Below are 21,698 nucleotides of genomic sequence, written 5' to 3' on the forward strand. Positions count from 1 at the left end.
TATGAATAACACAACCATTTTACCACTAATTTGCGGTTTGGCAACAGATATTTGAGAGGAATATTGAAGGAAGTGTAAAAATAGCAGGAAAAGGTGTTTTTTTGGACGAAATTCTATATTTGTGGTAAAATAACTGACAAAGAAAAAAGGATGGTTTTGTTATGAAAATAAAGCGTTTTATCGGAGGGGTGCTGGAAAGCAACGGTTATGTGATTTACCAAAGGGAAGGCGGACCGTGTTTTGTCATTGATCCAGGTTACAACCCGGATCGGTTTGCTCAATATATAAAGAAGATGAACCTGAAGATGGAAGGTATTCTTCTGACCCATCACCATTATGATCATACGGGTGCGGTGAAAAAGCTGAAGGCAGAATTTGACTGCCCGGTCTACCTCCATCGGGAGGATATGGATTTGTATAAAGATCCAGTGGAATATCCGCTGGAGGACGGAGATATGGTTTATCTTGAAGAGGAAGCTATTGAGGTCATTCATACGCCGGGGCATACCAGAGGCGGCGTGTGCTTTTATTCGGAAAAAAGCAAAATCGCCTTTACCGGAGATACGATCTTCAACGTGGATTTGGGGCGGACGGATTTGGAGGACGGCAGTGAAGCGGATATGATCCACTCCTGCAAAGCGATCATCGATAAATGGAGCAACGAAATTTTCATTTATCCCGGCCACGGAGATGGCTGCAATATGAAAACGGTAAGAAAGCTGAATCAAGAATTTTTAGATATAGTGAGGGAAACATCATGTCAATCAAATTAATTGCTTTAGATTTGGATGGAACGACATTAAACGATGACCGGGTGATTAGTGAGGCCAACCGGAAGGCCCTGGAGGAAGCCATTGACCGCGGGGTCAATGTTGTGATTGCCACCGGGCGGACTTACAGCGCTCTGCCGGAAGATGTTTTTCGGATCCGGGGAATCCAGTATGTGCTTACGTCCAACGGGGCTATCATAACGGATTTGAGGGAAAAAAAGGTGATTTATGAAAATTGCATCGCGCCCTCAGCGGTGGAAGAGGCTGTGGCGCTGCTGAAGCAGTATGATTTTATGGTGGAGGCGTTTACGGAGGGCCATGCGTATATCGATAAGTCTTTTTATGATCATATCAAGCAAACGGGCCTCAGCTTCCGCCATGTGGATTATGTGCTGACCACCAGGGAGCCGATTGCGGGGCTGTTTGATTTTATTTTGGAGCATAAGGAGCATATCGAAAATATTAATGTAAATTTTGAGGACCAGAGGGATCGGGCCAGGATGCGTCAGGTGCTTTTGGGCCTGGAAAATACCACGCTGACCACGTCCTTCGACCATAATTTGGAGATCGGCGGCGCTACCACCAGCAAGGCGGCGGCGCTCCAGGAGCTGGAGCATGTTTTGGGCGTCAAGCCGGAGGAAATGATGGCCATCGGAGACAGCCCCAATGATGCGGCGATGCTGCGGCTGGCGGGGATGCCGGTGGCTGTGGGCAACGCCAAGGATGAGGTGAAGGCTGTGGCGAAGTATGTGACCGGGACCAATCATGAGGATGGGGTCGCGCAGGCGGTGCGCAAGTTCGTGCTGGAGTGAAGGAGCTGGCAGGCTGGGGTGTAAAGAGGAAGGCGTCTGGCAGCCTGGGCGTGAAGGCTGGGCTGAGGGGGTGTTTTGTGGGATTTGGCAGATGAGGTGAACGTTTGTGCTGCTACGCTTCGGGGGCTGCGGCCGTCGGGGCTGGGAGGCTGGGGCAGGTGCTGGTACTGGAGCCTTGAGGCTCGAGGATTTGAGGCTTTGCGATTTGATAAACCGTATCGGTAGATAAACGTTGATCTTCAGCTTTTGATATGGTCTGGTGAAAGAAGGGTGGATGCACCCATGGACACAGAATAATGAAAGATGCGAGTCTTGACGAGCATCTTTTTTCCTTTTGTACTAGTAAGTGTGGTTTTGTGGATTTGATAATCGGGCCGGGGAAGGGCGATTTTCATTTTTTTCGCCGAAACCTATTCGAAATGGGCCAAATTAGTGTGAATGTCCATATAAAAATGGAATATGTTTCCTAAAAGACATGAGAAAACTAACTAATTTGCTGCTGTACGTGTGCTTAAAATTGGGAAGCTTGCGCTAACTTGGTTTTGTGATTCTAATATTTACTTATTTTTACTAAAAAAGGATCGTTTCGTATGGACATTGGTCTCGAAAATGTCGATTTCGAATAGGATTTGAGAAAATTTCTGTTTTGTCGGGCTGCCGCTATATTGGTTGCCCAGTTTCTCTAAACGCTGACCTGATTTCCCGGGCCCTAGAACTGCCATGAAGACCAGTTCGGCCAGGTTTCCATTACGCAGACGGCTCCCAAAAACACAAAATTGAAAAAAATGTAAAATATGGAATAAATTTCTTGACTTTTGTCTCTCGATCCGCTAACATAAGGATAAAATAGAAACACAAAGGGGATTTGAGTATGAACAACCAATTATTGGGACGTCTTGGAGAAGATGCTGCTGCACAATATCTGGGCGGAAAGGGATACCGGATTTTATGCAGGAACTTTTGCTGCAGGGCCGGAGAGATCGATATTGTGGCATTAAAAGGAACTTCCCTGCATTTTATAGAAGTAAAGACAAGGCAAAGCGATCTGTTTGGCACTCCGGCCGAAAGCGTGGATCAGCGGAAAAAGGGCCACATGCGGATGGCTGCGCGAATTTACCTGTCCACCCGATCCAAGAGCTTCCGCCAGCCCCGCCAGCTCCAATTCGATGTGGTGGAGGTCCAGATCAATCACATAGAAGATGTTTTTTAAGGGGGCGTTCAATTATGCTTTCGAAGATTTTCACTGCTTCGCTGCTGGGGATGGAAGCGGACATGGTAACTGTGGAGATCGATCTGCAGCCAGGCCTTCCGGCCATGAACATGGTCGGCCTTGCCGATACTACCATCAAAGAGGCAAAAGAGCGAATCCGCGCCGCCATCTTGAATTCCGGATTTGAATTCCCCAAAAGAAGGATTACGGTAAACCTTTCTCCAGCAGGAAGACCCAAAGAAGGAAGTCATTTCGACCTTCCTATTGCAGTTGGTATCCTGCTCCTTGGCAGTCAATGTGTGCCGGTCCGAACAGACACGGCTTTAATTGGAGAGCTGTCATTAGATGGCAAGGTAAAACATATTCGAGGTGCCTTGCCTCTGGCCATTGGCCTCAGAGAAAGAGGCATCCGCAAGCTGCTGCTTCCCTATAAGAATCTTGAGGAAGTGGCGCTGCTCGAAGACATCGACCTCTATCCGGTCAAGGATTTGCAGGAGAGCATGGATTATTATCTGGGGCTGAGACCTGCTTCCCCATATAATAGGAAGAAAAAAGGTACCTTCAGTCAGGCAAACCCATCGGATGATTTTTGTGACGTAGTGGGTCAAGAATGTGTAAAGAGGGCTGTCACAGTGGCTGCGGCGGGAAATCATGGACTTTTACTGATGGGCAGTCCGGGCAGCGGCAAAACGATGATCGCCAAACGGATACCTCAGATTATGCCGGAAATGAGCTATGCAGAACAGCTGGAAACCACTAGAATTCATAGCGCTGCCGGGCTTTTAAGTGAAAACTGCCCTTATATAAAGGAAAGGCCTTTTCGCATGCCCCATCATACTATTTCCAGAGCAGCGCTGATCGGCGGCGGCAGTAAGCCCAGGCCGGGCGAAATTTCATTGGCCCATAACGGAATTTTGTTTTTGGATGAATTCGGTGAGTTTGACCATCGAGTGACAGAACTGCTGCGTCAGCCGCTGGAAGACGGCAAGGTAGCCATCAGCCGCGCCCGGGGGACGATAGCTTTCCCTTGCAGCATAATGCTGGTCGCTGCAGCCAATCCCTGTAAATGCGGATATTTGGGAGACGAGCGGCACGTTTGCACCTGTACGGAAAAGCAGCTTAACCAATATCAATCTAAATTTTCCGGACCAGTACTGGAGCGGATCGATTTGCACATCAAGGTATCTGCAGTGCTTGACCCTAATTTGAAAAAGAAGGAAGGCGCATTGTCCAGCTATGAAATGAAAAAACAGGTTCAAAAGGCAGCGGCGCTGCAGGCGCAGCGCTACAAAGGGACCGGCGTTCGTTTTAACAGCCAGCTGGGGGAGCAGCAGATTTACAAGTATTGCCCCATGACAGCAGCCGGGCGGAAACTTCTGACGGATGCTTATCAAAAACTAGCGCTGAGCATGCGCACATATTACAAAATTATTAAGGTTGCCCGAACGATTGCTGACCTTCATGGTACCCACACAATCGATGAGTACCATATAGCAGAGGCGTTACAATATCGGGCATTGGATGATTTTTACAGGAGGCCGGACAATGGACATTAAAAAAGTCTCTATCAAGGATGCTGATTATCCACTGCTTCTGAAAGAAATAAAAAATCCGCCGAATCCGCTTTACTATATTGGTGATTTGACGTTGGCGAAGAGACGCTGTGTAGCAGTGGTCGGATCAAGAAAAGCGACGGAGTACGGGTGCTGGGCCGCAAAGCGGCTGGGAAACTGTCTGGCTGAAAGCGGGGCGGTGGTGGTCAGCGGAATGGCGAAAGGGATCGATACATGTGCCCATATGGGTGCGTTAGAAAGCTGCAGCAGCCAGCTTTCGGATGAATCCGGCGGAAAAAACCGGAAGGGCGGAACCATTGCGGTTTTAGGTTGCGGTATCGATATTTGCTATCCTCAGTCCAACCGCAGATTGCGTGACCAAATCGCCGCCCATGGACTACTGCTTTCTGAATATCCACAGGGTACGGAACCGGCCAGATACCATTTCCCGCAAAGAAATCGAATTATCAGCGGCTTGTCCGAAACCACAGTAGTCGTACAGGCTAAGGAGAGCAGCGGAGCGCTGATCACGGCCGAACTGGCCGCAGATCAGGGGAGAAATGTGTATGCGATTCCGGGGAATATTAACAGCGCCTATAATTTGGGAAACAATAAACTGCTTCGAGACGGGGCAACGCCCCTGGCCGTGCTGGAAGACCTTTTGGCTGATATGGGACTTTCCGGTCTTAGGTTCCAGAATTTACAAAAGAATTTAGGCAAAGATGAATTTGAGATCGTTTCTCTCCTCAAAAAAAATGGTGAAATGACGCCGGACCAGCTCTGCCGCGCCACTGGAAAGCCGGCTGGCCTTCTTAACGGAATCGTGACCATTTTGGAGTTGAAAGGAGTAATTTACACTTCTTTGGGAAAAATTTTTATTGCAAAATAAAAAAAAGGCGATATAATAAGCTTTTAGAACCAATAAGGAACAAAGTCGGCTTCACCGATTCTTAAAAAGAAGTAGATTTTGTTGATACTTCGGAAATATCGCTGACGATATTTCCTACGTAATAAAAAAATTCTGCAAGTTGTAGGATAATGATAATAGATGGGGAGGATTTTTTATGGCTGCTGCCAAGAAAAATTTGGTGATTGTGGAGTCACCATCAAAAGCAAAGACGATTGGGAAGTTCCTCGGAAGCAAATATAAAGTGATTGCTTCTGTAGGGCATGTAAGAGATTTGCCAAAGAGTAAGCTTGGGATTGATATTGAACATGATTTTGAACCGCAATATATCGCGATTCGTGGTAAAGGCGACATTATTAAAGAACTGAAAAAAGAAGCTAAAAATGCTGCCAAAGTCTTTCTGGCAACTGACCCGGACCGGGAGGGCGAAGCGATTTCATGGCACCTGGCGTTTCTGCTCGGCATTGACCAAAATACGCCATGTAGAATTGTCTTTAATGAAATCACTAAAAAAGCAGTACAGGCCGCGATTAAGAATCCTAGGCCGATTGACCTAAAACTGGTAGATGCGCAGCAGGCTAGAAGAGTGCTGGACCGGCTGGTAGGTTACCAGATCAGTCCCCTGCTGTGGAGAAAAGTTAGACGGGGATTGTCAGCGGGCCGAGTTCAGTCTGCGGCTCTGAAGATCATCTGCGATCGAGAAAACGAAATCAAAGCATTTATCCCCAAAGAATATTGGAATATTACGGCTGAGCTGAAAAAAGGAAAGAAGTTCACCGCAAAGCTGGCTGAATATAATGGTAAGAAACTTACGGTAGAGAATAAAGAACAGGCTGATGAAATTGTTAAAGTTTTGAAGGCCGGCGAGTATATGGTGAAAAAAGTAGAAGAGAAAGAACGCGCAAGAAAGCCGTATGCTCCCTTTACCACCAGCAGCCTCCAGCAGGAAGCTTCAACCAAGCTGGGCTTTTATACGAAAAAAACCATGCTCATTGCACAGCAGCTCTACGAAGGTATCGAAATTAAAGGACACGGGACGGTAGGTCTGGTTTCTTATATCAGAACGGATTCGGTGCGAATCTCGGATGAAGCAAAAGCCGCCGCAAAAGAATATATTTTTGAAAACCTAGGAGCTGAGTATTATCAGAATAATGTATATTCCAATAAAAAAAAGGATGTACAGGATGCCCACGAGGCCATCCGCCCCAGCTATATTGAGCTGGAGCCTGATGAAATTAAAGACTCCCTCAGTAAAGATCAATACAATCTATATAAGCTGATCTGGTCCAGATTTATGGCCAGTCAGATGTCTCCTGCCAAATTTATGGGCGTTTCCGCAGCGATCGATAACAGCGACTATATGTTTAAAGCTACCGGGTCTAAGTTGATCTTTGATGGCTTTTTAAAGGTATATTCACCCGGGAAAGAGGATGACAGCGATAAACTGCTTCCTCACCTGGAAAAAGGCGAAAAGCTGGAACTGGTGGAGCTGCTGTCAGAGCAAAACTTCACTCAGCCGCCGGCCAGGTTCACAGAAGCAAGTCTTGTAAAAGATTTGGAGGAAAAGGACATTGGCAGGCCGAGTACTTATGCCCCTATCATTGCCACCATTATCGAACGAAAATATGTCAATCGTGAAAAAAAGACGCTGACTCCTACGGAGCTGGGCTTTATTGTCACACAGATGATGGAAGAATATTTTAAAGAAATCGTTGATACTGGATTTACAGCAGATATGGAAGATAAACTGGATGCGGTGGAAGTAAAAGATGTGGAATGGAAAGATATCATTCGCGACTATTATGGAACCCTTGAAAAGGAACTTGAAACAGCGGATAAAGAAATAAAGAAGGTTGAATTTGAAGTGGAGCTTACCGGAGAACTCTGTGAGAAATGTGGCAAACCGATGGCTGTCAAGCATGGCCGATTTGGCGAATTTGCAGCCTGTACCGGTTATCCGGAATGTAAGAACACAAAGCCGATCGTCAAATCAACCAATGTCAAATGCCCTAATTGCGGCAAAGATATCGTGGCAAGAAAGAGTAAGACTGGTCGTGTTTTTTATGGATGCAGCGGTTATCCCGAATGCCAGCAGTCTTATTGGAATAAGCCGATCGACAGGAAATGCCCGAAATGCGGTTCACTTCTTGTTGAGAAAAAAACTAAAACGAGTAAGTATGCGTGCTCTAACAGCGAGTGCGATTATAAAGAAGAATAGAAGTTTTATTAATTAGAACAAGGGGAATCATGAATGGAGGTATGAACATGGTACAGTTCCACGCGACGACGATCGTTGCAGTAAGAAGAGGCCCTGACGATGTCTGCATAGGCGGCGACGGTCAGGTAACAATGGGTGAAACAGCCATTATGAAGAATGGTGCAAAAAAGGTTAAAAAAATCTATCGCAATTCTGTTTTGACGGGATTTGCAGGCTCTGTAGCAGATGCTTTCTCTCTGACAGAGAAATTTGAAAGCAAACTGGATGAACATGGAGGTAATTTAAAGCGGGCTGCGGTAGCGCTGGCTCAGCTTTGGCGTTCTGATAAAGCTATGAGAAGTCTGGAAGCGCTGATGATTGTAGCTGATCGGGAAAGCCTGCTGGTTGTCTCTGGAAACGGCGAAGTGATCGAACCGGATCAAGATTTTATCGCCATTGGATCTGGAGGAAACTATGCTTATTCAGCAGCAAAAGCACTCTATAATAATACCGACATGACCGCAGAGGAAATCGTAAAAGAGGCCCTGGGTATTGCCTCATCCATCTGCGTTTACACGAATGACAACATATCAGTAGAAAAACTGTAGGAGGAAATTATGGCAAACAAATTATACCAGATGACTCCCAAAGAAATCGTAGGGGAATTGGATAAATATATCATCGGACAGGACGAAGCTAAAAAATCAGTAGCCATCGCCCTCAGAAACCGCTATCGGAGAAGTCTGCTGTCAGAAGAAATGCAGGAAGAAATCACACCCAAGAACATCTTGATGATGGGCCCGACCGGAGTAGGTAAGACAGAGATTGCCAGGCGTCTGGCAAAGCTGATGGATGCTCCCTTTGTAAAAGTAGAGGCTACGAAATTTACGGAAGTGGGTTACGTGGGAAGAGACGTTGATTCCATGATCCGTGATCTGGTGGAGGCGTCCATTCGTATCACAAAACAAAGCCAGCTGGATGAAAAGTATGCAATTGCTGACGAGATCGTGGAAGAACGGATCATTGAAGCAATCATTCCAGGGAAAAAAAAGCCGGCTAATGAACCGAGCAACAATCGGAATCCGTTCGATTTTCTGCTGAGCGGCGGTGGTTATCAAAGCCAGAAGCAACAATATGAGCAGCAGCAGATGGAACAAAATACACAGAATCCTGACGAAAAGCAGGATGTTGAACTGGCCAGAGAACAGGTGAGACAACAGCTGAGACAGGGACTTCTTGAGGAACAGTTCATTGAAATACAGGTGACGGATGCTCCCAAGAGCAATACGCTGGACCTGAACGGGGAAGGTATGGGCATTGCCATTGGAAACATTTTCGGGGATATGATGCCGCAGAAGAAAAAGAATAAGAAAGTAAGAGTAAAGGATGCCAGAAAGATCCTCAGGGAAGAAGAGGCACAGAATCTGATCGATATGGATCAGGTAATTGAAGATGCACTGCATAACGCAGAGCAGAATGGAATCATTTTTATCGATGAAATCGATAAAATCGCTTCCGGAGCCGGCTACCGCTCTTCCGGCGCAGACGTGTCTAGAGAAGGGGTGCAGAGAGACATTCTTCCCATCGTAGAAGGCAGTGTTGTCAATACAAAGCATGGACCGGTCAAGACCGATCATATCCTCTTTATCGGTGCGGGTGCATTCCATACGGCAAAACCGACGGATCTGATTCCGGAACTCCAGGGTCGTTTTCCAATCCGTGTAGAATTGGAAAACCTGGACCGAGAAACGTTCCTCAAAATCTTGACGATTCCGGAAAACGCCCTGCTGAAGCAGCATAAAGCCCTTTTAGAAACCGAGGGCGTAGAGATTGAGTTCACGGACAGCGCGATAGAAGAGGTTGCTACGATGGCCTTTTTAATGAATGAACAGACGGAAAACATCGGTGCAAGAAGGCTGCATACCATTCTGGAGAAGCTTTTGGAGGATATTTCCTTTAATATTCCGGATATGGAAGAGGACAAATTTGTAATCGATGCTGATTATGTTAAAGAAAAATTCATGGAAAAAATTCATCCGGAAGACATCGATCGGTTTATCTTATAAGGTGGAGAAGGGTTTGAGCAAACACTCTACAATATACGCAAAATAGTAAAAAAGCGAACAATATAAAGGACAACTTAGTTTTAATTTTCTCGTTATAAAAAACTTTTTAGAAAACTCAAAAAATGAGTTGTCATATTTGAGAAAACCATATATAATACCTATATCAATAAAAAGATTGGAAATTTTGTACAACGACAAGTTGTAGAAGGAGAGACATCATATATGGAAAATCAAATTTTAGCAAAAGTAAGAAAACTGAACTGGGTCCTGCAGGAAAGCGTCGCAGGTGCATTTTCATTTAAAGAGCTGTGCGCGATCCTCAGCGATCTGATGGATGCCAATGTTTACATTGTTAATCGAAAGGGAAAGGTCATCGGTGTTAACTATAAGATTCGTTCCGATAGTTCCACAATCGCCGATCCGGAAACGGGATCTGAAAAGTTCCCAATCGAATATAACGAAGCATTGCTGAAAGTGACCACCACCCAGGCTAACCTGACAGCGGAAGAAGCGCTGAAGATTTTTAAATACGATTATGATACTTCGGACAAGCTTCACACCGTTATTCCCATTCTGGGAGGCGGGCAAAGATGGGGTACACTCATCGTGACCAGATATGCGCCGGAATTCAGCGATGAAGACTTAGTTCTCGGAGAATACGGGGCTACTGTGGTAGGGCTGGAAATACAGAGAAGAAAAGCGCTGGAAGAAGAAGAAGAATCCAGACAGAGGGCTGTCGTGCAAATGGCGATTGGAACCCTGTCTTACTCTGAGATTGAAGCCGTACAGCAGATCTTTTCCGAACTGAATGGAAATGAAGGTCTGCTGGTTGCCAGCAAGATTGCTGATCGTTCGGGAATCACCAGATCAGTCATCGTCAATGCGCTGAGAAAATTGGAAAGTGCCGGCGTAATTGAATCCAGATCCTTGGGCATGAAAGGCACGCATATTAAAATCGTTAATTCCAAATTTAACGAAGAACTTGAAAACCTGAATATTTAACGAATGAATAATTCGAAAAACAAGCACAAAACATCTCTGCCGAACATAGACTGATATAGTCGGCGGAGGTGTTATTATGAAAAGAAAAAGAAGACGGAGAGAAAGACGGTCCTTTGTACTGCCTTTGTCTCTGTTTTTAATATTTATCGCCATTGCTTCCTCTGCCAGCTATTATCTCAAGACTACGATAGAGCCCAATCTGGAAGAGATCGGAAAAATGAGGGCGCGGACACTGGTAACGCGAATGGTCAACAAGGCTATCAACGATCAGTTTCACGAAGAGACGGACACGGATAATCTGATCATTCGCAAGACCAATGATAAAGGTGAGACGGAAATGATCCAGGCGGATACCAAGGCCATGAACCTCCTCATTACTGAAATTTCCAAGGAACTACAGGAGGAATACCGCCGCATGGAAGAAGACAAGATCGATGTCCCTTTGGGAGCTGTCCTGGGAAGCCAGATTTTATCCGAGCACGGCCCCAAAGTCGATGTTAAGGTGATTCCTCTCAGTGTTTCCGGAATCGACTTTAAAACGGAATTTGAAGCCAAAGGGATCAACCAGACCAAGTATAAGGTATACATAATTTTAAAGAGTCAGGTCAAAGTGTTAGCTCCACTGTCGGCAGCAACCTTCGATATGTCCAGTACGGTTCTCATCGCCGAAGCTGTTATTCTGGGCGGTGTGCCCAAGAGCTACGTTCAGGTACCGAAAGAAGATATTTTAGATGTGACGGATGAGTAAAAGGTAGCATAATGCGGAAGAGTTGTGGTAAGATATAGCCATGGTTAGATTTAATGAAAAGAATGAAATAATAAAAGAAGAAGATTATCAGGCCATTCTGGTGGGCCTGCAGCTTGGGGAGGATATCTCCTATTCCATGGAGGAACTTTCCGGGCTGGCTCAGGCAGCGGGCGTCACTGTGTTGGGCCAGATGATCCAGAGCTTGGAAAAACCCAACTCCGCCACACTGATCGGAAAGGGCAAGGTGGAAGAACTGGCGCAGATGTGTGCTAATATGGAAGCGGATACGGTTATTTTCAACGAAGAGCTTTCCGGCATGCAGCTGCGGAATCTGGAAGAATCCCTGTCCGTCAGAGTGATCGATCGCACGATTTTGATCCTGGATATCTTTGCAGCCAGGGCCACGTCCAAGGAAGGCAAGCTGCAGGTTGAGCTGGCGCAGCTTCAGTACCGCCTGCCCCGATTGACCGGCTTTGGCAAATCCTTATCCAGGCTGGGCGGCGGCATCGGCACCAGGGGTCCGGGTGAAAAAAAGCTGGAGACAGACCGCAGGCATGTTGCCGGAAGGATGGACGATATAAAAAAAGAGCTGGCCCGCATAAAAAATACCAGGAGCGTCCAGCGTACACAAAGAGAAAAGGCCCAGATTCCAGTCGTGGCATTGGTCGGATATACCAACTCGGGAAAATCTGCACTTATGAACCGGCTTTTGAGCATGTCGGAAAAGGAAGACAAAGCAGTAAAAGAAAAGGACATGCTTTTTGCTACATTAGATACACAACAGCGCAGCATTCAACTGGAAAACAACTTTGAATTCATCCTAATCGATACCGTAGGCTTTGTCAGCAAGCTTCCTCATTCACTGGTGGAAGCCTTTAAAGCAACTCTGGAAGAGGTAAACTATGCCGATCTACTGCTGCATGTGGTGGATGGATCTTATGAAAATTATGATTTCCACATAGACGTGACCAATCGAGTAATTGATGAGATTGGGGCCGGCGGAAAAGAAAAGATTATGGTCTACAATAAGCTTGATCTGATACAAGAGCTTCCAGTGGATGCTACAGAATGCGAGTGCGTTTTTGTGTCTGCCAAATATGGGGATCATATTGACGAACTTTTGGCTAAAGTACGGGAAAAACTCTTTGCCTCTCGGGTGCGGGCCGCACTATTAATCCCCTATGACCGGGGGGAACTCTCTTCTTACTTATGTGAGAAGGCTATTGTGCATGGGATGGACTACAAGGAGGAGGGTACCCTTTTTGATGTTGAATTGTCGGAGATAGATTATAACAGGTTGAAAAAATATGATACAGTATAAAACCGTTGAAAAAGAGGCTCATGCAGAGCAGATTATAGAGAAATCCCGTTTTATCGCCTATGTCAAACCGGTAGAAACCAGAGAAGAAGCAGATGCTTTTATCGCTTCTGTAAGAGACTTGCATAAAACTGCTACCCATAACGTTCCTGCATTGGTTGTGGGAGAACAGTTTCAACTGCAGTGGGCCAGCGACGATGGTGAACCGCAGGGGACTTCCGGTGCGCCGATTGTCCAAATGCTGGTCAAAGAGGGCGTGACTAATGTGGCAGTCGTTGTGACTCGATATTTCGGCGGTATTAAACTGGGCACAGGTGGGCTTGTGAGAGCATATACCAGCAGCGCAAAACTGGGGCTTGAGGCGGCTGGAATTTGCAAAATGATGGAAATGCAGGCTATCCAGTACAAGATCGATTATTCCTTCCTCAGTAAAGTACAGAATCTTTCGCGAGATGGAAATTTTTCGATTACAGACATAATTTATGAAGAATTGGTTACGATAAAAGTGGTGACCGATGTGGAGAAAAGCGATGAAATAAAGGCGCTGCTGGGCAATCTTACCGCAGGGAAGGCAGCTCTCATTTCTGAGACGAAAGAGTTGAGAAAAAATGCTCTATAAATTTCCATAAATTGCGTTGACACGCACCTTTAGCTGTGCTAATATATAAAAGCTCTCAAGTTGTTCCAAGGTAGCTCAATGGTGGAGCAACCGGCTGTTAACCGGTAGGCTGTGGGTTCGAGCCCCACCCTTGGAGCCAATTTTTAGAAACAAGAACAAAAAGGGCGAGAACCCGAGAGGGTAGAAAGCTCCGGCGGAGCTTTCTTCGTGAAGCAGTGCCCCGGCACGGCGGAGCGGATTCAGCTTGCGCAGCAAGCGTGAGCCCCACCCTTGGAGCCAATTTTTAAAAACTGCGAGAACTGACAAAAAAGATTAAAAAAGTTCTTGACAACTTGAGGAAAATGCTGTATATTTAATAAATGTGTCGAGTAGATAAAAACACTTGCTCATGGGCGCTTAGCTCAGCTGGGAGAGCACCTGCCTTACAAGCAGGGGGTCATAGGTTCGAGCCCTATAGCGCCCACCATAACAGTTGACGTTTGGCTGAAAAAGCGGACGTGTTATCAAGGAAATGCGGTCCGGTAGTTCAGTTGGTTAGAATGCCAGCCTGTCACGCTGGAGGTCGACGGTTCGAGCCCGTTCCGGATCGCCAATTTTATCAGACTGATACCAAACAGCGATGTTTGCTGGCGTGGCTCAACGGTAGAGCAGCTGATTTGTAATCAGCAGGTTGGGGGTTCGATTCCCTCCGCCAGCTCCAAAAAAGTCATGAGTTCCTTTCAAAGGTAAGCGAGCCCGAAAGGGTATGACTGTGAATAACGTTAAGCAAATTGTTTGCAAGACGAAAGTCGCATGAGAAAGATGCGGCACCTATATCGAGGGTTTCCCGAGTGGCCAAAGGGGGCGGACTGTAAATCCGTTAGCTGAGCTTTCGGTGGTTCGAATCCACCACCCTCGACCAATTTCATTATTATGTTTAGTGTGCGGAAGTGGCTCAGGGGTAGAGCATCGCCTTGCCAAGGCGAGGGTCGCGAGTTCGAATCTCGTCTTCCGCTCCATTTATGCGGATGTAGTTCAATGGTAGAACCTCAGCCTTCCAAGCTGATGGCGTGAGTTCGATTCTCATCATCCGCTCCATTTTTGGGCTCATAGCTCAGTTGGATAGAGCAACGGCCTTCTAAGCCGTGTGTCCGGGGTTCGAATCCCTGTGGGCTCGCCATTTTTTCAAGATTGGGGTATAGCCAAGCCGGTTAAGGCAACGGACTTTGACTCCGTCATTCGTAGGTTCGAGTCCTGCTACCCCAGCCATACGACCCATTAGCTCAGTCGGCAGAGCACTTGACTTTTAATCAAGGTGTCCGGAGTTCGAATCTCCGATGGGTCACCAACTTTTTTAGGGTATGGTGTAGCAGAACAAAGACTTACAAGTGAGGAGAGGTGTCCGAGTGGTTTAAGGAGCTGGTCTTGAAAACCAGTGACTCCGAAAGGGGCCGTGGGTTCGAATCCCACCCTCTCCGCCATAAGGATTCTGAGGATACTCGCAGAATAATATGACGGGAAAAAATTATTTTAGCCTGGAGAAGTACTCAAGAGGCTGAAGAGGACGGTTTGCTAAATCGTTAGGGTTCGTTAAGGGCCGCATGGGTTCGAATCCCATCTTCTCCGCCATTTATAGGGGTATAGCTCAGTTGGTAGAGCAGTGGTCTCCAAAACCACGTGCCGTGGGTTCAAATCCTACTGCCCCTGCCATATCACTAATCCCACTTTCGGGGTGTAGCGCAGTTTGGTAGCGCAACTGGTTTGGGACCAGTGGGCCGCGGGTTCAAATCCTGCCACCCCGACCATCATAGAGGAAGATTGTGACAGAAGCCCGGGTAAATGGGAAACCTGTATACGGTTCGCTTCTCAGCATACTTTGTTCGCTGCACTTGTACATAGCGATGAAAGACCGCGTGAAATGGGCAACGTGCACACGGTGCACTCCTACGCAAACAAAGTTTGCTCCGCTGTCCCATTTGTACGATGCGGCTAAAGACCGCGTAAAATGGGCCATTAGCTCAGTTGGTCAGAGCATCCGGCTCATAACCGGCAGGTCCGGGGTTCAAGTCCCTGATGGCCCACCATAAATAAATATGATTATGCCCAGATAGCTCAGTAGGTAGAGCAGAGGACTGAAAATCCTCGTGTCCTTGGTTCAATTCCGAGTCTGGGCACCATTTTAAAGGTAATCTTTTGCTGACTTTATGTCCGAAGGGTTACTTTTTTTCTTGTCTGTAATGAATGTTCCCTTAATTTTTTGGCTGCGTTAGCAGTTGATTTTCCCTTCCTGGTACGATACAATGGATAGGCAGAAAGAAGGGAAGAGGTGAAGATAATTGGCTCAGCTTTATTATAGATACAGCACTATGAACGCCGGAAAATCGGCGGAGATCATCCGCATTGCGCATAATTACGAGGAGAGGAGCAAGCGGGTACTGACTCTTACGCCCAGCGTAGATGACCGTTACGGCCTAGGCGTAATCACGTCTAGAATAGGAATTCAGAGAGAGGCCCTGGTGGTCAACGAGAACACCAATATTTTGGAACTTTTTATGATGGAGAATACCAAAGAAGAGATTTCGTGTGTACTGATCGACGAAGCGCAGTTTTTAAAAAGGCATCATGTGGAAGAGCTGGTAGAAATTGTTGACAGCTGCGATGTGCCGGTGCTGGCTTACGGACTGAAAAATGACTTCCGCAATGAGCTGTTTGAAGGCTCGTATTATTTGTTGGTCTATGCAGATAAAATTGAAGAGATCAAGACGATTTGCTGGTGCGGACGAAAAGCAACCATGGTAGCCAGGATCGTGGATGGAAAATTGGTGAAAACCGGAGAACAGATTGTAATTGGGGGAAACGACATGTACGTTTCGCTTTGCAGGAAACATTATAATGACGGTAGAATCGGGCCTAAAATCAAGAAATAACGAATATAAGAGATGCTTTGCGTATGCAGGGCATTTTTTTTATGCAGAAAATTATGGAGATGAAACTATCTCCTGCAATTAGTTGCCCGTGCCGGACATCCTGTCGGATATTATCCGAAGAAATTGACATTTGTCGTTTTTTATGATAGGCTTATTTGGCATAGATACACAGAATGTTGTATTGTAAACTATTCCCAATCAATAATTTAAGTTGGTGATACAGTTATGGATGTTAAAGGATGCTATAAAAAAGGGATGGTGATTATGAGGAAGCGATTCGTTTAATGGGTAGTGATGAACGAATCATCAAATATTTTATTTATGAAGCTTCCATGAATCGTTTTTGTCTGTTCTATCTGAAGAAACGCCTTATGAGGAAGAAGTGAAATGAAATACGATAAATTTCAATATGATAGAATATTTGAGATCTTAAAGCACAAAATTGAATCAGGGCTGATGCCCAAAGGGACTATGCTTCCCTCTTTTGCTGATCTTTGCAAGGAATACAAAGTATCTAACAAAACGATACGCCGCGTGGTTGCAATGCTGTCTGACGCAGGACTCATTGAGACAAAGGAACGGCAGCTTTCTGTGGTTATTTTTGATCAAACTGACCCGGCGAACGATCATGCTGACAATTTGAAAGCGCCAAATGTACCGATTATGACAGACATTTTAAAAACAGCTGAAATTCTTTACTATCCTTTTATCTGTTATGGAATTTCTCTGTGCAATAAGAGCGATTGGGATATTCCCGAAAAAATAGTCCGGCAATTGAATCCTAAGCTACCGAACCTTTTTTGGAAAAACTCTAAACTGATCTGGCGCTTTTTTATCGCTAGATGCGAAAACGAGCTAAGCCTTCATATTGTCGATGCTCTTGGCTTTCTTGGGGTGGAATATCGGGAAAACAGTTTTTATTCACGCGTCGCATATCAGCAGACACTCATTGATTTTATTGAAAAGAGTAGAAAAGAGACACCAACAAGCGATGCCATCAAAGATTTTCTTGCATATATTCATTTTATTACGATTTCAAGAGATGATTTTCGGTGTTATGTTCCTGCTGATTCGCCCTTTCGCATCGGCGTTCAGGGGCTGGACCAATGGATGAAAACGGCAGAAGAGCGCTATTCCAGTGTATATCTGGATATTTTGGGACTCATCGCAATCGGTTATTATCAGCCGGGAGACAGGCTGCCGTCTCACGCCCAGATGCAAAAGCAGTATGGTGTTAGTGTTAACACAACGACGCAAGCCGTTCAATGTCTGCAAAAATGGGGTGTTGTAGAGGCTACTCGTGGAAAAGGAATTTTTGTTTCAACGAATATACAGGCATTGAACGATATTCCTTTGGACCCTCGGTTGATTGCCAGCCATATCAGAAGATATTTTGAATGTTTGGAGCTGCTTTCCTTGACCGTGGAGGGAGTGGCTTGCCATGCTGCCGCTCATGTTTCTGATGAGCAGATACATGAATTAATTCAGCGATTAGACGAAGCAAAAATATACGGGAGTTTGTATCAGCCGGCGCCTATTGTTTTGCTGGAGTTTTTAACAGAGCATATTCCATATGAGACCCTGCAGTCTGTCTATGCGATTATACTCAAAAACTATCGAATTGGCCGAAAAATACCCAAGCTAATAAATAGAGCCAACGCATCTAGAAAACTAGAGATACACCGCAAGTGTGTAGAAGCGGCAAATGCACTGATCGGCGGGGATCGCAGCGCATTTGCAAAACAAGCTGCGGAGATGTTCACATATACTAATCAGCTTATTATTGAAGAGTGTAAAAGGTTAGGCTACTGGAAGACCGTTAAAGATATTTATGACGGCTCGCAGCTGTGGAAATAGCATGAATTGGCCCCTAATAAAAGACAGATGGTATAGACGTGGTGCTGGATTTTGGATATTTATGGCTCCTATGCACAACGTAATGATAGATGATAAAGAGCTTTTCGGTGTTTTCATGCTGGGGGATTCAAACACCTACGCAGAGATCGCAGCCACTGCGTTATATCAAAATCAAGGCGCTTCCTATGTGGTGAATCAGCGGGGCGTTATTGAACTGCGGCCGAACAAATCCGCCGCCAACAATTATTTTGGAGGATATAACCTGCTTCATACCTTGCGGGAAAAGAACGTGGACGAGCAGCAAATCCATGCGTTGCAACGGGGGATGCAAGAGCAGCAAGAAGTCGAATTTGTCGCAGATATTAGCGGAGAAACTTGGCGTATTCAAAGCTTTCCCGATAGCTGGGGCAACAGCATCATCATTGTAGTACCCGTTTCGGTTACAGCAAAAGGAAAATGTGTTAAAATTGACCTTGGAGGACGGCAGTGAAATCGAGGATGACAAGGTCTACACCGTCGCCGCTTGGGCCACTTCAATAGACGAATCCTATATTGCATCTGCCCTGAAGAGCCACAGTGAGCTTGGCAGCAATATTGATTTGGTTACTGCGTCCGTCAAAAAGGCAGGAACCATCTCACCGCCAAAGGATAACCGGATTACCTTGGTCTGGGATAAAAAAGAAGAGTAAATATTTGCAACAAGGCGTTGGGATAGGAGGATATATGCGTTATTTGATAAGAACAAAGAGGAAACATATCATAAAGTTTTTTGCTGCGGTTTTGATGTTTATCACGATACTTTCAAGTACAGCGCCTGTTTTTGCTGGAGAAGACGCTCACGCCCGGATTCGGGTTCCGTTTCCGGAGGTCAAAGGCTTTACGATGATTGACGAAAACGGAAAACGCTCCGGTTTGATCGTGGATTATCTGTATGAAATTGCAAAATACACCGGTTGGTCATACGAATTTATTGATATCGATGCCAATGAAATGACGGAAGAGTTTATTGCAGGGAAATATGATCTCATGGGCGGCACATACTATTCAAAGGCGTTTGAGCAATACTTTGCCTATCCGGATTATAGCTGCGGCAATACCAAAGCCGTGCTGCTGGCGTGTCAGGAAGATAATTCCATAAAAGGGTATGATTTAAGAGACTTGAACGGGAAAACGATAGGCGTTGTGAAGCGTGCGGTCGAGAATGTACGCCGGTTGAAGGAATTCCTATCTGCCAATGACATAAGCTGTACAATTAAGCAATATACCTCTGAAGAAGTTGCAGCCGATCAAATCAATACGGATCTGATTACCGGGAAAATTGACCTGAAACTTGGAAATGCGACTGATGACACAGGTGAGTTCCGCGCGGTCGCGTACTTTAATGCACAGCCTCATTATCTGGTTGTGCAGCCGGACAACCAGGAACTGCTCGATCAGCTGAATTGGGCCATGAAACGTATTATGTTATCGGATCCCCATTTTTCAGAAGAACTATACAAGCGATATTTTGATGATACAGGTGTGGAAAACCTGCTGTTGACTAGAGAAGAAGCAGCCTATATTGAACAGAAGGGCGCCGTGACTGTAGCGGTCCCCGACTATTTTCACCCGCTTTATTGTATTGGTTATGAGGACGGTAATCATGCTGGACTGATTCCGGAGCTGCTGGAAAAGATTACAGACCGATATGGCGTAAAGTTTGAATATATATCTGCTGACTCTTATGCAGAAACGCAACAGCTTGTTATAGATGGCAAAGCGGATATGGCGGGCTTTTTCTTTGAGGATGCAGCTGATGCCATGCGCGATAAATTGGCTCAGACGAAACCATATGCCGCATTAAATGACCTAGTGGTGCGCAACCGATCGGTTACTTATCCGTCTGAAGGATTGACCTGCGGACTTTTAAAGGGCCGCAGGCTGCCGTCATATGCAAAAGCAAGTGAAGTAAAATATTATGAGACAATTGACGAGGTTTTAAATGCGGTCGATGATGGAAAAGTGGATTTTGCCTACGGGATTTCTGCACGAATAGAGCAGATGATCCAGGACAACGTTTATACCAACGTGATTCCTGTTACCTTATCGGCGAATCGCACCAACATTAGCTTTGCTATGTCGATGCCGGCAAATCCGGAGCTGCTGTCCATCATGAACAAAGGTATCAACAGCTTATCTGAGGATGACAGGAACTCTCTTTTAGATCATAACTTGGTCTCGATCGGGGACGCTAAGGTATCACTGAAAAATTTTGTGGCGACAAATCCTATTTTATCAATTACGGTTATATCCGCTTTTTTACTGCTCTTTTCACTGGTGATTATCGTAATTGCCACTATGCGTGTAAAGAACGCCAATATGCAAAAAAAATATGGCTAAAGCAGAGGCAGAAAACAAGGCAAAAAGCGAATTTCTTTCTCGCATGAGCCACGAAATCCGTACGCCAATGAATGCCATTGTAGGGACAACTGCATTGATTGCAATGAAGGATGATATACCCCAAAGTATAAAAGGATATCTGGCAAAGCTGAAAGCAACCTCGCAGTATTTGTTGGGGCTGATCAATGATATTTTAGACATGAGCCGTATTGACAACGGCATGCTTTCAATTGTAAAGGAAGATTTTTCCTTACAAAAGCTGCTCGATGAGCTTTACAGCATGATGCAAACACAGGCGCAGGCCGAGCAAGTAGGGCTTACTTGCGAAATAAAGATTGAACATTCAGATGTATGCGGAGATTGTATTCGGTTAAAGCAAGTCTTGATGAATTTGATTTCCAATGCCATTAAATTTACACCGGCAGGCGGAGACGTTCAGCTGTCAGTAGAGGAGTCCGATGCAACCGACGTACAAGCTGTCTATCTGTTTCGGATTTCTGACACTGGCGTTGGCATCAAAGCAGAAGATTTAGAGCGTGTTTTTGAATCCTTTGAGCAGGCCGGAACCAGTCATCTGCGCAGTCAGGGAACGGGGCTGGGACTACCGATCAGCCGAAATATCGTACAGCTCATGGGCGGCACTTTGAAGGTGAAAAGCGAAGTGAATATGGGCAGTGAATTTTATTTTAGCATTTGTCTCCCCTTCGGAAAGCCTATAGGTTTAGAAATACAGGCTGAACCTTCTGCCCATTTTGAAAATGCGCGAATTTTATTGGCTGAGGATCACCCAATAAATGCAGATATTGCGATAGACATATTAGAATCAAAGGGGATACAGGTGGAACTGGCTGAAGATGGAGAAGCAGCGGTTAAACGCTTTGAGCAAAGTACTCCCGGGTATTTTGACCTGATTTTAATGGATATGCGAATGCCCAACATGGGAGGCCTAGAGGCAACAAAGGCTATTCGAACCTCTGCTCATTCCGATGCAGTAAGCATTCCAATCGTTGCCCTAACCGCCAACTCTTTCCAGGAGGATCGCGATATGGCAAAGGATGCAGGTATGGATGATTTTCTTACAAAGCCATTGGAGATCGACCTGCTTTATGCGGTTCTTCAAAAGTGGATATCAAGTAAAAATGAAAAACGACAATAAGATATCAATCTTTTCTCACGATGAAAAATCATCGCAAATTAGACCAAAACAATCTTGAGCGATCATTTTACATTTCACCTTTTATGAATCTGGATCCGGAGGGCCTGATCCTTCGGCTCCAGCATGGCAGAGCAGCGCCTCTCCGAATGCCTCGTATTTCCAATCGTTTACAAAATGGATGGAAAAAAGGGCACATCG

General features: G+C 45.6%; 17 protein-coding genes and 16 tRNA genes. All 33 read left to right on the plus strand.

What is annotated here, in order from left to right; all coding sequences use genetic code 11:
• The first annotated feature begins 161 nt into the window (after positions 1-161).
• The 33 genes from NIA71_RS17345 to NIA71_RS17505 all read left to right on the plus strand — a co-directional run bounded on the left by NIA71_RS17345 (position 162) and on the right by NIA71_RS17505 (position 21,500).
• On the plus strand, positions 162-773 hold the full coding sequence (locus NIA71_RS17345) for an MBL fold metallo-hydrolase (protein ID WP_148395445.1): 612 nt from the start codon (positions 162-164) through the stop codon (positions 771-773).
• Complete coding sequence (locus NIA71_RS17350) at positions 758-1,582, plus strand: Cof-type HAD-IIB family hydrolase (RefSeq protein WP_253021077.1); 825 nt, start codon at positions 758-760, stop codon at positions 1,580-1,582. Before NIA71_RS17345 ends, NIA71_RS17350 begins: the two co-directional genes overlap by 16 nt.
• 871 nt (positions 1,583-2,453) lie before the next feature.
• A complete protein-coding gene (locus NIA71_RS17355; RefSeq protein WP_148395447.1) occupies positions 2,454-2,792 on the plus strand; it encodes a YraN family protein in 339 nt (112 codons plus the stop codon).
• Between the two features lie 14 nt (positions 2,793-2,806).
• Positions 2,807-4,348: a YifB family Mg chelatase-like AAA ATPase gene (locus tag NIA71_RS17360; RefSeq protein ID WP_253021078.1), complete on the plus strand. Its 1,542-nt coding sequence runs from the start codon at positions 2,807-2,809 to the stop codon at positions 4,346-4,348.
• The gene (gene dprA / locus NIA71_RS17365; RefSeq protein ID WP_253021079.1) at positions 4,338-5,234 is read left to right on the plus strand and encodes a DNA-processing protein DprA; all 897 of its coding nucleotides are present in this window, start codon (positions 4,338-4,340) and stop codon (positions 5,232-5,234) included. The genes NIA71_RS17360 and dprA overlap by 11 nt, the downstream gene beginning before the upstream one ends.
• Positions 5,235-5,409: 175 nt before the next feature.
• Positions 5,410-7,470: a type I DNA topoisomerase gene (gene topA, locus NIA71_RS17370; protein WP_148395450.1), complete on the plus strand. Its 2,061-nt coding sequence runs from the start codon at positions 5,410-5,412 to the stop codon at positions 7,468-7,470.
• 47 nt (positions 7,471-7,517) lie between these two features.
• The gene (gene hslV, locus NIA71_RS17375; protein WP_148395451.1) at positions 7,518-8,057 is read left to right on the plus strand and encodes an ATP-dependent protease subunit HslV; all 540 of its coding nucleotides are present in this window, start codon (positions 7,518-7,520) and stop codon (positions 8,055-8,057) included.
• Between the two features lie 9 nt (positions 8,058-8,066).
• Positions 8,067-9,515 (plus strand): ATP-dependent protease ATPase subunit HslU, encoded by a 1,449-nt coding sequence (gene hslU / locus NIA71_RS17380; protein WP_253021080.1) that lies wholly within the window; start codon positions 8,067-8,069, stop codon positions 9,513-9,515.
• A gap of 222 nt (positions 9,516-9,737) precedes the next feature.
• Complete coding sequence (gene codY / locus NIA71_RS17385; protein WP_148395453.1) at positions 9,738-10,517, plus strand: GTP-sensing pleiotropic transcriptional regulator CodY; 780 nt, start codon at positions 9,738-9,740, stop codon at positions 10,515-10,517.
• Between the two features lie 76 nt (positions 10,518-10,593).
• Positions 10,594-11,265: a sporulation protein YunB gene (yunB, locus tag NIA71_RS17390; RefSeq protein ID WP_148395454.1), complete on the plus strand. Its 672-nt coding sequence runs from the start codon at positions 10,594-10,596 to the stop codon at positions 11,263-11,265.
• 40 nt (positions 11,266-11,305) lie between these two features.
• The gene (hflX, locus tag NIA71_RS17395) at positions 11,306-12,586 is read left to right on the plus strand and encodes a GTPase HflX (protein WP_253021081.1); all 1,281 of its coding nucleotides are present in this window, start codon (positions 11,306-11,308) and stop codon (positions 12,584-12,586) included.
• Positions 12,573-13,202: a YigZ family protein gene (locus NIA71_RS17400; protein ID WP_148395455.1), complete on the plus strand. Its 630-nt coding sequence runs from the start codon at positions 12,573-12,575 to the stop codon at positions 13,200-13,202. The genes hflX and NIA71_RS17400 overlap by 14 nt, the downstream gene beginning before the upstream one ends.
• Before the next feature lie 64 nt (positions 13,203-13,266).
• Positions 13,267-13,341 (plus strand) — tRNA-Asn (locus NIA71_RS17405).
• A gap of 251 nt (positions 13,342-13,592) precedes the next feature.
• A tRNA-Val gene (locus NIA71_RS17410) sits at positions 13,593-13,668 on the plus strand.
• A gap of 49 nt (positions 13,669-13,717) precedes the next feature.
• Positions 13,718-13,794, plus strand: a tRNA-Asp gene (locus tag NIA71_RS17415).
• Between the two features lie 33 nt (positions 13,795-13,827).
• Positions 13,828-13,902, plus strand: a tRNA-Thr gene (locus tag NIA71_RS17420).
• A 116-nt stretch (positions 13,903-14,018) separates the two neighbouring features.
• Positions 14,019-14,103, plus strand: a tRNA-Tyr gene (locus NIA71_RS17425).
• A 22-nt stretch (positions 14,104-14,125) separates the two neighbouring features.
• Positions 14,126-14,200: transfer RNA gene (locus NIA71_RS17430), tRNA-Gly, on the plus strand.
• A gap of 5 nt (positions 14,201-14,205) precedes the next feature.
• A tRNA-Gly gene (locus NIA71_RS17435) sits at positions 14,206-14,279 on the plus strand.
• Between the two features lie 5 nt (positions 14,280-14,284).
• Positions 14,285-14,361 (plus strand) — tRNA-Arg (locus tag NIA71_RS17440).
• 12 nt (positions 14,362-14,373) lie between these two features.
• A tRNA-Gln gene (locus NIA71_RS17445) sits at positions 14,374-14,450 on the plus strand.
• 3 nt (positions 14,451-14,453) lie between these two features.
• A tRNA-Lys gene (locus NIA71_RS17450) sits at positions 14,454-14,529 on the plus strand.
• Positions 14,530-14,573: 44 nt separating this feature from the next.
• Positions 14,574-14,662, plus strand: a tRNA-Ser gene (locus NIA71_RS17455).
• A gap of 56 nt (positions 14,663-14,718) precedes the next feature.
• Positions 14,719-14,810 (plus strand) — tRNA-Ser (locus NIA71_RS17460).
• A gap of 5 nt (positions 14,811-14,815) precedes the next feature.
• A tRNA-Trp gene (locus NIA71_RS17465) sits at positions 14,816-14,891 on the plus strand.
• Between the two features lie 18 nt (positions 14,892-14,909).
• Positions 14,910-14,986, plus strand: a tRNA-Pro gene (locus tag NIA71_RS17470).
• Positions 14,987-15,188: 202 nt separating this feature from the next.
• A tRNA-Ile gene (locus NIA71_RS17475) sits at positions 15,189-15,265 on the plus strand.
• A gap of 17 nt (positions 15,266-15,282) precedes the next feature.
• A tRNA-Phe gene (locus NIA71_RS17480) sits at positions 15,283-15,358 on the plus strand.
• A 159-nt stretch (positions 15,359-15,517) separates the two neighbouring features.
• Positions 15,518-16,108, plus strand: coding sequence for a thymidine kinase (locus NIA71_RS17485; protein ID WP_148395456.1), 591 nt, complete (start codon positions 15,518-15,520; stop codon positions 16,106-16,108).
• Between the two features lie 387 nt (positions 16,109-16,495).
• Positions 16,496-17,965, plus strand: a complete 1,470-nt coding sequence (locus NIA71_RS17490; protein ID WP_253021082.1) for a GntR family transcriptional regulator — start codon at positions 16,496-16,498, stop codon at positions 17,963-17,965.
• An 82-nt stretch (positions 17,966-18,047) separates the two neighbouring features.
• On the plus strand, positions 18,048-18,455 hold the full coding sequence (locus NIA71_RS17495; protein ID WP_253021083.1) for a hypothetical protein: 408 nt from the start codon (positions 18,048-18,050) through the stop codon (positions 18,453-18,455).
• A 92-nt stretch (positions 18,456-18,547) separates the two neighbouring features.
• Complete coding sequence (locus NIA71_RS17500) at positions 18,548-20,344, plus strand: transporter substrate-binding domain-containing protein (protein WP_253021084.1); 1,797 nt, start codon at positions 18,548-18,550, stop codon at positions 20,342-20,344.
• Positions 20,337-21,500, plus strand: a complete 1,164-nt coding sequence (locus NIA71_RS17505; protein ID WP_253021085.1) for an ATP-binding protein — start codon at positions 20,337-20,339, stop codon at positions 21,498-21,500. The genes NIA71_RS17500 and NIA71_RS17505 overlap by 8 nt, the downstream gene beginning before the upstream one ends.
• Positions 21,501-21,698: the final 198 nt, after the last annotated feature.

Source organism: Ihubacter massiliensis (assembly GCF_024125305.1).
GTDB lineage: Bacteria > Bacillota > Clostridia > Peptostreptococcales > Anaerovoracaceae > Hominibacterium > Hominibacterium faecale.